The organism is Rhizorhabdus histidinilytica (genome assembly GCF_900167915.1).
Taxonomy (GTDB): Bacteria; Pseudomonadota; Alphaproteobacteria; order Sphingomonadales; family Sphingomonadaceae; genus Rhizorhabdus; species Rhizorhabdus histidinilytica.
The window spans coordinates 374,699-388,996 of record NZ_FUYM01000003.1 but is presented as its reverse complement, the minus strand read 5'-3'; the positions used below and the strand labels follow the sequence as shown (position 1 = coordinate 388,996).

Genomic DNA, 14,298 nt, shown 5'->3' with positions numbered 1-14,298 from the left:
CGTCTTGCAGCAAATGAATCCCCACCTATATCGCCCCCATTCAATGCGATCGGCCGCATACTCGCCTCGTTATCTGGGGGTATGGACGGGATCGGTTTTGGGGGTTTGAAAGGACTGGAATGGCTAAGGTAATCGGTATCGATCTGGGCACCACCAACAGCTGCGTCGCCGTGATGGAAGGCGGCAAGCCCAAGGTGATCGAAAATGCGGAAGGCGCGCGGACCACGCCGTCGATCGTCGCGTTCGCCAAGGACGGCGAGCGGCTGATCGGCCAGCCGGCGAAGCGTCAGGCCGTCACCAACCCTGACAACACGATCTTCGCGGTCAAGCGCCTGATCGGCCGTCGCTTCGACGATCCGATCACCAAGAAGGACACCGAGCTGGTCCCCTATCACATCGTGAAGGGCCCGAACGGCGACGCGTGGGTGCAGGCGGGCGGCGAGGATTATTCGCCGTCGCAGATCTCGGCCTTCACGCTGCAGAAGATGAAGGAGACCGCCGAGAGCTATCTGGGCGAGACCGTGACCCAGGCGGTGATCACCGTCCCGGCCTATTTCAACGACGCCCAGCGCCAGGCGACCAAGGATGCCGGCAAGATCGCCGGCCTCGAGGTGCTGCGCATCATCAACGAGCCGACGGCGGCGGCGCTCGCCTACGGCCTCGAGAAGAATGACGGCAAGACCATCGCGGTCTACGATCTCGGCGGCGGCACCTTCGACATCTCGATCCTCGAGATCGGCGATGGCGTGTTCGAGGTGAAGTCGACCAACGGCGACACCTTCCTGGGCGGCGAGGACTTCGACGCCAAGCTGGTCGAGTTCCTGGCGGCCGACTTCCAGAAGGCCGAGGGCATCGACCTGACCAAGGACCGGCTCGCGCTGCAGCGGCTCAAGGAAGCCGCCGAGAAGGCGAAGATCGAGCTGTCGTCGGCGCAGACCACCGAAGTCAACCTGCCGTTCATCACCGCCGACGCGACCGGCCCGAAGCACCTGGTCAAGTCGATCAGCCGCGCCGATCTGGAGCGTCTGGTCGAGCCGCTGATCCAGCGCTCGATCGAACCGGTCAAGAAGGCGCTGGCCGACGCCGGCCTGAAGGCGGCCGACATCGACGAGGTCGTCCTGGTCGGCGGCATGACCCGCATGCCCAAGGTCCGCGAAGTCGTTAAGAGCTATTTCGGCAAGGAACCGCACACCGGCGTCAACCCCGATGAGGTGGTGGCGATGGGTGCCGCGATCCAGGCGGGCGTGCTCCAGGGCGACGTCAAGGACGTGCTGCTGCTCGACGTGACCCCGCTGTCGCTGGGCATCGAGACGCTGGGCGGCGTGTTCACCCGCATGATCGACCGCAACACGACGATCCCGACCAAGAAGTCGCAGACCTATTCGACGGCCGACGACAACCAGAACGCCGTCACCATCCGCGTCTTCCAGGGCGAGCGTGAGATGGCGGCCGACAACAAGCTGCTGGGTCAGTTCGACCTGATCGGCATCCCGCCGGCGCCGCGCGGCGTGCCGCAGATCGAGGTCACCTTCGACATCGACGCCAACGGCATCGTCAACGTGTCGGCCAAGGACAAGGGCACCGGCAAGGAGCAGCAGATCAAGATCCAGGCCTCGGGCGGCCTTTCGGATGCCGACATCGACAATATGGTGAAGGACGCCGAGAAGTTCGCCGAGGAGGACAAGAAGCGCCGTGCGGCGGCTGAGGCGAAGAACAACGCCGAAAGCCTGATCCACACGACCGAGCGCCAGCTCCAGGAGCATGGCGACAAGGTCGACGCCGGCCTCAAGTCCGAGATCGAGGCTGCGATCGCCGAGGCCAAGACCGCGGTCGAGGGCGGCGATGCCGATGCGATGACCGAGAAGGCCCAGGCGCTCGCCCAGGTCGCGATGAAGCTCGGCCAGGCGATCTACGAGAAGGAGCAGGCGGCTGCCGCAGCTCCGGGCGAAGAGGCGCCGAAGGACGACGATGTGGTCGACGCCGAATTCTCGGAAGTCGACGACAAGAAGTAAGGCGTCGATGATGCCATGACCTTACCGGCCCCGTCAGCGATGGCGGGGCCGTGTATCGTCTGGCAAGAGTCGGCGGTATTATTGGCTGCGCTTCGGGGGAAGCGGGCGCGGGGCATGTGGTGGTCTACGGGGCGCGATGAGCACGGATATCGATTATTACGAGCTGCTCGAAGTCGAGCGCACGGCCGACGACAAGGTCCTCAAGTCCGCCTTCCGGCGGCTGGCGATGCAATATCATCCGGACCGCAATCCCGGCGATCATACGGCCGAAGCGAAGTTCAAGGCGATCAACGAAGCCTATGACTGCCTGAAGGACCCGCAGAAGCGCGCCGCCTATGACCGGTTCGGCAAGGCGGCATTCCAGAATGGCGGGCCCGGGGCCGGCGGTTTCGGCGGCGGCGGCTTCGAAGGCTTCTCCGACATCTTCGAGAATATCTTCGGCGAGTTCATGGGCGGCGGCCGTGGCGGCGGCGGGCAGCGCTCCAGCGTTCGGCGCGGCGCCGACCTGCGCTACGATCTCGAGATCACGCTCGAAGAGGCCTATGCGGGCAAGCAGGCGTCGATCACCGTCGACGTCGCGGCGCAGTGCGACCGGTGCGACGGATCGGGCGCCAAGCCCGGCACCGGCACCCAGCATTGCAAGACCTGCGGCGGCCACGGCAAGGTGCGCGCGCAGCAGGGCTTCTTCGTGGTCGAGCGGACCTGCCCGTCGTGCCACGGCGCGGGGCAGGTGATCTCCGACCCGTGCGATGCCTGCCATGGCGAGGGACGGATCGAGAAGACCAAGACGCTCGACGTCGGGGTTCCCGCCGGCGTCGACGAAGGCACCCGCATCCGCCTGACCGGTGAGGGCGAGGCCGGCGCGCGGGGCGGCCCGCCCGGCGACCTCTACATCTTCATTCACCTGCGCGAGCATGAGATATTCGAGCGTGACGGGACGACGCTGTTCGCCCGCGCGCCGATCAGTTTCACCACCGCCGCGCTCGGCGGCACGATCGAGGTGCCGGGCCTCGACAAGAAGCGCCACGAGATCCGCATTCCCGCCGGTATCCAGTCGGGCAAGCAGATCCGTCAGCGCGGCGCCGGCATGCCGGTGCTCAACGGCCGCGGTCATGGCGACCTCGTCATCCAGATCGACGTCGAAACCCCGACCCGCCTGACCGCGCGGCAAAAGGAACTGCTCGAGGAATTCCGCTCGACCGAGACCGGCGAGGAATGTCCCCAGTCCAGCGGTTTCTTCGCGCGGCTCAAGGGCATGTGGGAAGATCTGACGGAATAGGATCGAAGGGGCTGGTCGGGGCGGACGGGGAAGGCGCGATTATGCCGCAAGGAACGGAGAGCTTCGCCTCTCCGCCTGCGGCATAGCATGGCGCATGCGGAGACATCCGCGCCCGTTCAAGGAGCCGACCGATGACCCTCGCCTTCACCATTCTTCCCTCGCCCGTGGGCGACCTGACGCTCGTCGCCGGCGATCATGGCCTCGTCGCCATCCTGTGGCCTGACGACGATCCCGGTCGGGTCCGGCTCGATCGGAGGACCGAGCAGCCCGAGCATCCGGTGCTGGTCGAAACCGTCCGGCAGCTCCGCGCCTATTTTGCGGGGACGCTCGAGCGCTTCGACCTGCCGCTCGATTTTCGCGGCACCGATTTCCAGAAGCGGGTGTGGGCGGCTTTGCTCACCATCCCGTTCGGCGAGACGCGCAGCTATGGCGAGATCGCTCGGCAGATCGGCCACCCGTCGGCGTCGCGTGCGGTTGGGGCGGCCAATGGGCGCAATCCGATTTCGATCATCGCGCCGTGCCACCGTGTGGTTGGATCGGCGGGGGCGCTGACCGGCTTTGCCGGCGGACTCGATGCCAAACGCTATCTGCTCGATCTGGAAAGCCGCCGGCTGGCGGCCTGATCCCTGCTGAATATGGGTGCGCCGCCCCTCGCCGGGCCGTTCCCCCCGTCGGAGAACGGCTTGGCAAGAGACGGCGCTCCGGCGCGACGGCCAAGCGAGGACTGAGCCTCAGCTCTGCCAGGCGGGCCGGAAACCGGGACGCGGCGGAACCTTGATCCGCGTCGTGACATGGCCGGGCTGGCGCGGGGCGGCGGCCGGCTGGGGCGCGGCGGGGGCCGCACTGGTCGGCGTCGCGGGCTGGCCTCCCTCCGCCGCCATCCGCTCGCGATTGTCGAGGAAGCTCGCCACCCTCAGGCGACGCTTGAGCGACAGCGAGGGATTGTCGGGCGTCGGGCCGCGATAGGCGGCCTGGGTGTGCGGGCCGAAGCGCGAGATGTCGAACCCGGCCGGAACGGCGGTGACGGGCGCGTCCATCGTCGGGGCCGGAGCCGGGGTGGTGTCCGCCATCGACAGCGGCGCGGCGGCAACGGCCGGAACGGGCTCGGCCGGCGTCTCGACCGTGTCGGCGAGGAGGAGTTCCTCCTCATCCTCGTCGCGGCGGCGACGCATCGCATAGACGCCCCCGCCGATCAGCAGAATGGCGACACCGGCGGCACCGGCGATCGGCAATAGGTCATTATCGGCATCGACCTGAGCGGCGCGCGGCGTCGGGGCCGGTGTGGGTTCGGGCGTGACGGCCGGCGCCTCGGCAACGGGCGCGATGGGCGGCGGAGCAGTGTCGACAGCCTGAGCCGTGGGGGGCGCTACGGGGGCGGCCCGCCGGGCGGCGATGGGAGCGGCCGGAGCTGCTTCGCGCGGCGCGGGCGCGGGGTTGGCACGCGGCGCTGCTGCGGTTCGGACGACGGGGCGGCTGACCGGCTCGGTCACGGGTTCGGAAGCGGCGGCTGGTGTCGCCGGGGCGGCATCGAGGCCCGTGGCGATGCCGCCAGGCCGGGTCGGAACGGTGACGACGCCGCTGGTCGACGGCGCGGCGCTGCTCTGTGCCATCGGTGCGACGGCGGGCGCCGGAGCCTCGGCAGCAGGCGCGACGGTTGCCGGTGCCGGCTCTGCCGGCGGCGGGGTCACCATCGCCGGTGCCGGGGAAGCGTCCTGTGCGAAAGACGGGGTTGAGGAGAGGGCCAGGACCGCGGCAATGGCGGCGAGGCCGGGGCGGACGGGGTTCGGTGCGTAGCTCATGTGTAGATGAACCTGCCAATTCAAAATCAGGTCCAGATGTTACCGACAAGTTGCACAGTCGATACGATGAATTGATTTTCAGATGTCTCCATCTGTCGCTCAATGAACAGATGAGATGAACGAATATTCATGCGTTCATCGGGCGTTCATTTTTTCGGTGACGGATTCTGAAGATGACGACTAGGATATCATCGCTTCACCCATGCGGCGGATTGCGATGATCTTCGTTTCCAGCGCCGACCAGTCGTCCTCCGTGTCGATCGCGGACCAGATCGCCTCGACCTCGTCGATCAGCATCGAGCAGGGCGCGGCGTCCGACCAATAGTCGTGGTCGAGCGTCACGGTACCCGCATAGCCGGCGATCGCATCGCGGAAGGCGGCGAAATCCTCGCTTTCATAAGCGCCGTCGGCGGGCGAGGGCGCGCGGCGGTGGCCTCCACGCCAGTCGAAGAAGAAACGATCGACGCCGACCCCGCTGCGCTGGAGCGCGACGTCCATCGCCTGGAGCAGGGCGAGGTCGGCCTCCTCGCCGCGCGGCGCGATGCCGAGCCGGCCGCAGATCGCGGCGGCGACCTCGCGCTCATAATGCGCCGGCCAGGCGTCGAGCGCGGGCGCCAGCTCCTCGGCCTCGGCGATCAGGCGCAGCGACAGCGCGAGCTGGACCACGTCCCAATGAATCGCCTGCGCCTGCCGCCCGAAGGCGTAGAGACCCTGCTGGTCGAAATAGGCGGCGGTGAAGCCGGGGTTCCAGGTCGGCGTGAAACGCCACGGCCCATAGTCGAAGCTCTCGCCGGTGACGTTGATGTTGTCGCTGTTGAGCACGCCATGGACGAAGCCGGCGGCCATGTAGCTTGCCGCCAGCCGCGCGGTGCGGCGGCAGACATGGTCCAGGAGCTGGCCGGCGGGCGCGTTGCCGGGCGTCTCGCCATAGAGCTCGGTCAGCACATAGGCGGTGAGGTCGCGGATCGTCTCCGCCTCGCCCAGCGTCGCGAGACGCTGGAAGCTGCCGATGCGGACATGGCCGTGGCTGAGCCGCACCATCACCGCCGAGCGGGTGGGTGAGGGCTCGTCGTTGCGCTGGAGCTGCTCGCCGGTCTCGATCAGCGAGAAGGTCTTGGAGGTCTCGACCCCGAGCGCCTCGAGCATCTCGGTCGCCAATATCTCGCGCACGCCGCCCTTCAGCGTCAGTCGGCCGTCACCGAAGCGGCTGTAGGGCGTCTGCCCCGATCCCTTGGTGCCCAGATCGAGCAGCCGCCCGGCCCCGTCCCGCAGCTGCGCGAACAGGAAGCCGCGGCCGTCGCCGATGTCGGGATTGTACACGCGGAACTGGTGGCCGTGATAGCGCAGCGCCAGCGGCTGGGGGAGGTTGTCGGGCAGCGGTTCGAACCGGCCGAAATGGGCGACCCACTGCTCGTCGCTCAGCCCGTCGAGGCCGACCGCCTTGTCCCAGCGGCGATTGCGGAAACGCAGGATCGTCCTGGGGAAGTCGGCGGCGGCGACCGCATCGGCGAGGCGATCCTGGAGCGATGCGATCGCGACATGGGGGCGATAGGCGGCGGCTTGCGGGGCGATGGTCATATCGTGATATGGGGTGCGATCAGCGGGAGGCGCAAGCATGGCGGAATGGGAAGACGGCACCTGGTCCTCGAAAGATGGTCTGCGCCTGCACTATCGCGACTATCCGGGCGGGGCCGGGAGCACGCGCCCGCCGATCATCTGCCTGCCTGGCCTGACCCGCAACGCGCGCGACTTCGCCTCGCTCGCCGATCGCCTGGCGGGCAACTGGCGCCTGATCGTCGTCGAGCTGCGTGGGCGGGGGGAGAGCGAGCGCGCCAAGGACCCGCTCAGCTACGTACCCGCCACCTATCTGGAGGACGTGACGGCGCTGATCGCGGAAGCGGGGCTCGATCGCTTCGTCCTGTTCGGCACGTCGCTCGGCGGCATATTGTCGATGCTGATCGCCGCGACGATGCCGGGCCGGGTCGCGGGGCTGCTGCTCAACGACATCGGGCCGGCGATCGACCCGGCGGGGCTGGTCCGCATCCGCGGCTATGTCGGGCGCGGCGGCAGCTACCCGACCTGGTTGCACGCGGCGCGGTCGCTGGCCGAGGTCCATGCCGTCGCCTATCCCGACTATACGCTCGACGACTGGCTTGGCATGGCCAAGCGGCTGTGCCGCCTGACGCCCGCCGGCCGCATCGTCGCCGACTATGACAGCGCGATCGCGGAGCCGTTCAAGGTGCCGGGCAACGAGAGCGCGGGCGATCTCTGGCCGCTGGTCGACGCGCTCAAGCCGATCCCGTCGCTGCTGGTTCGCGGTGGCCTGTCGGACATATTGTCGGCCGAGACCGCCGATCGCATGCAGGCCGAGCTGCCCTTGCTCGAACGGATCGACCTGCCGCGGATCGGTCATGCGCCGACCCTGTTCGAGCCCGAATGCGAGGCCGCGATCGACCGGCTGCTTGCCCGGGTCGGGCGGGCCGGCTGAGGCGATGGCGCGGCCCGTCCGCATCCTCCATTGCCATTCGACCTTCGCGCTGGGGGGCAAGGAGGCGCGGGCCGTCCGCCTGATGAACGCGTTCGGCGACGCGGCCGAGCATGTCGTGTTGAGCGCGGTGCCCGACGCGCTGGCGGCGCGCGAGGCGATCGATCCCGGCATCCGCGTCGACTTTCCCGGCGACGCGGCGCCCTCGCTGCGCGGACGCCCCGGCATCGGCCGCTATGCGGAGCTGGCGCGGTACATGGCCGGCTTCGATCTGGTGCTCAGCTATAATTGGGGCGCGATGGACGTGGCCGGCGCGCATCGCCTGTTCGCCGCCGCCCGCCGCCTGCCGCCGCTGATCCACCATGAGGACGGCTTCAACGAGGACGAGGCGGCGCGGCAGAAGCCGGCGCGGGTCTGGTTCCGCCGGCTGATGCTGCCGACCGCGCACCGTCTCGTTGTCCCCTCGCACCGGCTCGAGACGATCGCCCGCGAGGTCTGGCGTCAGCCGGCGGCGCGGGTCGAGCGGATTCCCAACGGCATCCGCCTGCCCGACGATGCCGAGCTTGCCCGTCCGCTGCCGATCCCCGGCCTCGCCGCCGGGTCCGGGCTGGTCGTCGGCACCGTCGCGGGGCTGCGGCCGGTCAAGAATCTCGCGCGGCTGGTGCGCGTCTTCGCCGCAGGTGCACCCGGCGACGCGCGGCTGGCGATTCTGGGCGAGGGGCCCGACCGCGCCGCGATCGAGGCGGAGGCGGCGTGGCTGGGGATCGCCGATCGGGTGATCCTGCCGGGCTTCGTGCGCGATCCGGTCCGCCACATGGCGGCGTTCGACGTCTTCGCCCTGTCGTCGGACAGCGAGCAGTTCCCGATCTCGCTGGTCGAGGCGATGGCCTGCGGGCTGCCTGGCCTGATGACCGACGTCGGCGACATCGCGGCGATGGCGGCGGCGGAGAACCGGCCCTTCATCCGGCCATGCGACGACGAGGCGGGGCTGGCCGCCGGGCTCGCCCGGCTGGCGGGCGACGCCGATCTGCGGCGGGCGATCGGAGCCGCCAATCGCACCGTTGCGCTACGCCATTATGACGAAAAGGCGATGATCGAACGCTATCGGTGTCTTTACTGGGGCGCGGTCGACACCCATGTGAGACGGTAACAGGCTCCCAATTTGGCGTCGAAAGCGATTTTACGCGCATTTTACGACCCTTGGGACTATAGGGCGCGGATTCTGGGGCGCCCGTGGCGCGTGCGTGGAGGTTTCTTTGTTCAAAGGTCTGCGGCCGATCCAATATGGTGGACGGGAAGTCTGGCCCATCATCGAGGGTGGTAAGGGTGTCGCCGCGACCAACCATGCCAGCTCGGGCGCCTGGGCGGCGGCCGGCGGCATCGGCACGGTGTCGGCGGTCAACGCCGACAGCTACGATCCCGACGGCAAGATCATCCCGCAGGTCTACCGCGCGCTTACCCGCCGCGACCGGCACGAGGAGCTGATCGCCTACGCCATCGACGGCGCGGTCGAGCAGGTCCGGCGCGCCTTCGACATCGCCGGCGGCAAGGGCGCGATCAACATCAACGTGCTGTGGGAGATGGGCGGCGCGCAGCGCGTCCTCCACGGCGTGCTCGAACGCACCAAGGGCATGGTGACCGGCGTCACCTGCGGCGCGGGCATGCCCTACAAGCTCAGCGAGATCGCCGCCTCCTACGGCGTCAACTATCTGCCGATCGTCTCCTCGGCGCGCGCCTTCAGCGCGCTGTGGAAGCGGGCCTATTCGAAGGCCGCCGAATGGCTGGCGGCGGTGGTCTACGAGGACCCCTGGCTGGCGGGCGGCCATAACGGCCTGTCGAACGCCGAGGACCCCAAGGCGCCGCAGGATCCCTATCCGCGCGTCAAGGCGCTGCGCGAAACGATGCGCCAGGGCGGCATCTCCGACGACGTGCCGATCGTGATGGCGGGCGGCGTCTGGTATCTGCGCGACTGGAATGACTGGATCGACAATCCCGAGCTCGGCCAGATCGCCTTCCAGTTCGGAACCCGTCCGCTGCTGACCCGGGAAAGCCCGATCCCGCAGGAATGGAAGGACAAGCTCACCGTCCTCGAGCCCGGCGACGTGCTGCTGCACCGCTTCTCGCCGACCGGTTTCTATTCCTCGGCGGTCCGGAACGATTTCCTCCGCAACCTGGAGGCGCGCTCGGAACGGCAGATCGCCTTCTCGATGGAAGCGGCCGGCGACCATCAGTACCAGCTCGACGTCGGTGTGAAGGGCAAGAGCTTCTGGGTCACGCTCGGCGACCTGCACCGCGCCCGCGAATGGCACGGCCTGGGCTTCACCAACGCGCTCAAGACGCCCGACAACACGCTCGTCTTCGTCACCACCGACGAGATGAAGGTGATCCGCAAGGACCAGGCCGACTGCATGGGCTGCCTCAGCCAGTGCGCCTTCTCCTCCTGGGCGGACAATGAGAACAACTCGACCGGCCGCCTCGCCGACCCGCGCAGCTTCTGCATCCAGAAGACGCTGCAGGACATCGTCCATGGCGGCCCCGTCGATCACAACCTGATGTTCGCGGGCCACGCCGCCTTCAAGTTCCGGCAGGACCCCTTCTACTCGAACGGCTTCGTGCCGACGGTGAAGCAGCTCGTCGACCGCATCCTGACCGGCGACTGATCCCGCTATTCTGGCAGACCGGCGGGCGGTTTCCAGCGGCATTCCGGCTACCCTTGTCGTCATTCCCCCTTTCGCGGGAATGACGACAAGGGCGGAGGGCATGCCGTCGAAACCGCTTGCAAAGTAGGATTTCATTTGTTCTCTATTTGTTCTATACCGGAACAAGGAGTCGAATGGCCAAGGATCCGAAATATGATCGATATGTGGGGATGGTGACCCTGCCGGGCGACCCGCTGAATCCCAGGAAGCCACGTCCGTTCAGGGTCGATGAGGACGGGAACGTCATTTATCTGGACGAGGAAGCCGGCCGTGCGAGGCCCGCAGGCGGCGCGAACGCCCGCGCGGGAATCCTGGGCTGGGACGAACTCGACCGGAGGGCTGGAGAACGATCGGCGCCGCTGACGGCGACGGCTGTCCGTGGATCGGTAGCGAAGGGCGATAAGGGGAGCGACGTGGTTCGCACCCGCAAGACGATCGGCGGAAGCGACTATTATGTGATCAGTGCGAATACCTATGATCCCGCGCTCTCCAATGGCAAAACGGCCATACCCAATGCGGACATGATCGCTACGATGAATTCGAGTGGAAAGGATATCGCAGTTAGAGGTCAGGGACCTGAAAAGGGTGCATTTATCGTGCGGGCGCCGTTGGATTTTAGCCCGAAGGCAGATGACCGTCCAGCCAGTGAAAGAAACCTGCCGCTTATCAAGCCTAAACGTGAGATGTATTATCCTATGCTGGCTCTCAGTGCGGAGCCGGGTTCGACGAACACTGCCAATACGCTTAGCTTTCGCCACATTCCTGTCGGGACTGTGGCCATTGGTCACGGTCATCCCGATGGAGACAGTCTTGGAATGATCGATGACTGGAATCCGTCGTACAAGCCTGATCCGATAATTGGGGATGTCAGTTCGCTTCTCCGAGGTGATCCGATGCCAATGGCGACCGTATCGAAGGGGCGCATTGGCTGGCACCAAATGGAAAACGGAAGGCTACAGTTCATGTATCCCGTCGAAATGAATTTCAGTAATTATGAAGCGGAGAAAATTCAGGAAAACCTCGATCGCCAGCAGTTTCTATTCCAAAGGAAAGTGCCATGAGGATAATCGGACGATCTCTATTATGGTTTATTCTGTCCGGGCTCAGCCTATCGGCTTGTTCCATGGATCGGGAAACTCTTCGCCCGACGGGAAAAACGCCCGGTCAACCGCTCCTGGATAAGCTATATGGTGCTATCAGAAATGATGCTGGACTCGATTCTTTGCTTGGTCAGGGTGTAGTTCAGTTTTTTTTCCGATCAGTCGATCTTGACGATTTGACGCTCCATATCGAGGATATGCGCTGCCGATCATCTAGGCCGGGTCAGCTTTGCGCTTTCGATCTGGTGCGCGATAGCGATCCCAAGTCCGCTACCGACGTGAACGCGCCTAAGATGCTTCGTTGCACGGCCAGTTTCAGACATGATGAGGAGGGATGGGCGGTTGTCCGTCGGCGCCCCAAGGGCGCATCGCATAGCAGAAGCACTTTGCAATGCGAGATAGCGGAAAGCTGAGGGCGTCGATTCATGTCCCGATCGACCTGATCGACCATGCATCCAAGAAGGGGAGAAGGATGATGTCCGACGTGTACGTCAATTTTCCAAAACCCTTGAATATTCTAGGCCGAAGGGCCTGAACAAGAGATATTGAGATGAGACGAAGTGCGGTTCTGATTGGTATCATAGTGGTAGCTCTGTCAGCCATTTTTGTTTGGATCGAGGCGGCGCATGGGAAGATCAAACTTCAACCTGCGTAGGCGCCCGTGAAATTCATGACCGATAGCGTCGAGTAGGATTTAATCTACTTTATAGGTAGAGTTTCCCTTTTCCCCCTCCAAGAAGCATTGCCGTTGGAATCCCGGGGCGTCGCGCTAGGGTCGCGCGATGAAGACCGCGCTCGTCATCCGCCACGTCCCCTATGAAGGCATCGCCGGCTTCCGCGCGCCCGTGGAGGCGGCCGGCTATGTCATCGACCGGGTCGACGTCACCGATCCCGATTTCGCCCAGGTCGACTTCGACGCGCCCGACCTCGTCGTGATGATGGGCGGGCCGATGGGCGTGTACGAGACCGATCGATATCCCTGGCTCGGCTGCGAGATCGCGCGGCTGGCGCGGCGGATCATGCTCGACCGGCCGACGCTGGGCGTCTGTCTCGGCAGTCAGGTCATCGCTGCGGCGATGGGCGCGCGCGTCTATGCCGGGCCGGTCAAGGAGGTCGGCTTCGCGCCGGTGACGATCCACGACGCGGGCCTCGCTTCGCCGCTGCGCCATATCGAGGGGGTGCCGGTGCTGCATTGGCACGGCGACACCTTCGACCTCCCCGAGAGGGCCGAACTGCTTGCCTCGTCCGACGCCTATCCGAACCAGGTGTTCCGGCGCGGCGACAATATCCTGGCGCTCCAGTGCCATTCGGAGATGGGCGAGGACCCGCGCTTCGATGCCTGGCTGGAGGATGAGCCCTATATCCACGCGGCTGGCCGGACGGTCGAGGAACTGCGCGGCCAGCATGATCGCCACGGTCCGGTCGCGGTGGCGGCGGGGCGCAGGATGATCGCCGACTGGCTCGATCGGCTGGGCCCGTAATCACCCAACTTCCCTGCGCCGGAATTAATGGTTAGCATGGCGGCGGGCAGGGGAGAGCTTAGCGTATGATATGGTCGGAAGAGGCGCGGGACGGGGCGATCGTCGCCGCACCCCGGGGGAAGATCGACGAAAGCACGGCGCAGGATTTCGGCGCCAGCCTCGAAGGCGCGGTCGGCCGGGCGGCCGACGCGGCGGCGCGGCTCGTCATCGACTGCTCGGGCATCGACTATATGTCATCGCGCGGCCTGCGCGCGCTGACGCTCGCCAAGCGCAAGGCCGACGGATCGGCGGTGACAATCGTCCTCGCCGCGCCCAACGGCGTGGCGCGCGAGATCCTGGCGATCAGCCGCTACGACAAGCTGTTCGGGGTGACCGAGACGGTCGAGGCGGCGCTGACCGCCTGAACGCGTCATCGAGGGGGAAAGATCGATGCTGGTTCGATTCTGGGGAACGCGGGGATCGCTGGCGGTGGCGCAGACCGCGGGCGCGATCCGCGGCAAGATCGCCCGCGCGCTGGTCGCGGCGGGCGGCCGCGGCTTCGCCGACACGGCCGAAGCTGAGGCGTTCGTCGACCGCGAGCTCGATTTCGCCACCGGCGGCACCTATGGCGGCGCCACCACCTGCGTCGAGATCGAGGGCGGCGACGGATCGTTCATCGTCTGCGACATGGGCACCGGCCTGCGCGAGTTCGGGATCGACGCCTTCCGCCGCTGCGCCGCCGGGCACGAGCGGACCTATCATTTCTTCATGTCCCACCTGCATTGGGACCATATCGGCGGCTTCCCTTTCTTCGGGCCGGCCTTCGACCCCAACGCGCATATCGTCATCCATTCGGGCCATGCCGATGCCGAGCAGGCGCTGCGTCGCCAGCAGGAGGAGATCAGCTTCCCGGTCGCGTTCGACTGGCTGCGCGCGAAGATCGAGTTCCGCACGCTCGCGCCCGGCGAGACCTATCGGATCGGCGGGCTCGACGTCGAGGTGATGGAGCAGCACCACAGCCACAAGAGCTACGGCTATCGCTTCACCGACGATGCGGGGAAGACCGCGATCTTCTCGACCGACAGCGAGCACAAGATCGACAGCATGGAGGGCGAGGCCGACGTCGCCCATTTCTTCCGCGATGCCGATCTGGTGATCTGCGACACCATGTATTCGCTCGCCGACGCGGTCTCCATGAAGGAGGATTGGGGGCACAGCTCGAACATCGTCGCGATCGACCTGTGCCATGAGGCGGAGGCGAAGCGGCTGGCGCTGTTCCACCATGAGCCGATCTACAGCGACGACGATATCCAGCGGATGCACCAGGAAAGCATCCGCTATGAGGAACTCACCCGCCGCGAGACCCCGCTCGAGGTGCTGTGCGCCTATGACGGGCTCGAGGTGCGGTTGTAGGCGGGATGTCCGGGGCCACGTCACCCCAGCGCAGGCTTGGGTCCATGTCTC

General features: G+C 66.3%; 12 protein-coding genes. 10 read left to right on the top strand and 2 right to left on the bottom strand.

All coding sequences use genetic code 11. The features are described from left to right. Positions 1–119 precede the first annotated feature (119 nt). From dnaK to B5X82_RS08625, 3 genes are all read left to right on the top strand, one after another. Positions 120–2,012, top strand: coding sequence for a molecular chaperone DnaK (gene dnaK, locus B5X82_RS08635; RefSeq protein ID WP_079647749.1), 1,893 nt, complete (start codon positions 120–122; stop codon positions 2,010–2,012). 136 nt (positions 2,013–2,148) lie between these two features. After that, the gene (gene dnaJ / locus B5X82_RS08630; RefSeq protein WP_079647748.1) at positions 2,149–3,291 is read left to right on the top strand and encodes a molecular chaperone DnaJ; all 1,143 of its coding nucleotides are present in this window, start codon (positions 2,149–2,151) and stop codon (positions 3,289–3,291) included. 131 nt (positions 3,292–3,422) lie between these two features. Further along, positions 3,423–3,914: a methylated-DNA--[protein]-cysteine S-methyltransferase gene (locus B5X82_RS08625; protein ID WP_079647747.1), complete on the top strand. Its 492-nt coding sequence runs from the start codon at positions 3,423–3,425 to the stop codon at positions 3,912–3,914. 108 nt (positions 3,915–4,022) lie between these two features. On the opposite strand, the gene B5X82_RS26305 is transcribed toward B5X82_RS08625, so the two are convergent. Together B5X82_RS26305 and B5X82_RS08610 are read right to left on the bottom strand one after the other, a co-directional pair. Beyond that, complete coding sequence (locus B5X82_RS26305; RefSeq protein ID WP_139385065.1) at positions 4,023–5,090, bottom strand: hypothetical protein; 1,068 nt, start codon at positions 5,088–5,090, stop codon at positions 4,023–4,025. 180 nt (positions 5,091–5,270) lie between these two features. Further along, on the bottom strand, positions 5,271–6,668 hold the full coding sequence (locus tag B5X82_RS08610; RefSeq protein WP_079647744.1) for a protein adenylyltransferase SelO family protein: 1,398 nt from the start codon (positions 6,666–6,668) through the stop codon (positions 5,271–5,273). Between the two features lie 37 nt (positions 6,669–6,705). Between B5X82_RS08610 and B5X82_RS08605 the strand changes: the two genes are divergently transcribed. The 7 genes from B5X82_RS08605 (at position 6,706) to B5X82_RS08575 (ending at position 14,247) form a co-directional block, all read left to right on the top strand. Further along, a complete protein-coding gene (locus B5X82_RS08605) occupies positions 6,706–7,578 on the top strand; it encodes an alpha/beta fold hydrolase (protein ID WP_079647743.1) in 873 nt (290 codons plus the stop codon). Positions 7,579–7,582: 4 nt separating this feature from the next. After that, on the top strand, positions 7,583–8,725 hold the full coding sequence (locus B5X82_RS08600) for a glycosyltransferase (RefSeq protein WP_079647913.1): 1,143 nt from the start codon (positions 7,583–7,585) through the stop codon (positions 8,723–8,725). Between the two features lie 106 nt (positions 8,726–8,831). Beyond that, entirely contained in the window at positions 8,832–10,235 is a 1,404-nt protein-coding gene (locus tag B5X82_RS08595) for an NAD(P)H-dependent flavin oxidoreductase (protein ID WP_079647742.1), read from the top strand. A 173-nt stretch (positions 10,236–10,408) separates the two neighbouring features. Then, entirely contained in the window at positions 10,409–11,335 is a 927-nt protein-coding gene (locus tag B5X82_RS08590) for a hypothetical protein (protein ID WP_079647741.1), read from the top strand. Between the two features lie 821 nt (positions 11,336–12,156). Then, entirely contained in the window at positions 12,157–12,855 is a 699-nt protein-coding gene (locus B5X82_RS08585; protein WP_079647740.1) for a glutamine amidotransferase, read from the top strand. A gap of 65 nt (positions 12,856–12,920) precedes the next feature. Further along, complete coding sequence (locus B5X82_RS08580; protein WP_079647739.1) at positions 12,921–13,259, top strand: STAS domain-containing protein; 339 nt, start codon at positions 12,921–12,923, stop codon at positions 13,257–13,259. A gap of 25 nt (positions 13,260–13,284) precedes the next feature. Beyond that, entirely contained in the window at positions 13,285–14,247 is a 963-nt protein-coding gene (locus B5X82_RS08575) for an MBL fold metallo-hydrolase (RefSeq protein WP_079647738.1), read from the top strand. Positions 14,248–14,298 lie beyond the last annotated feature (51 nt).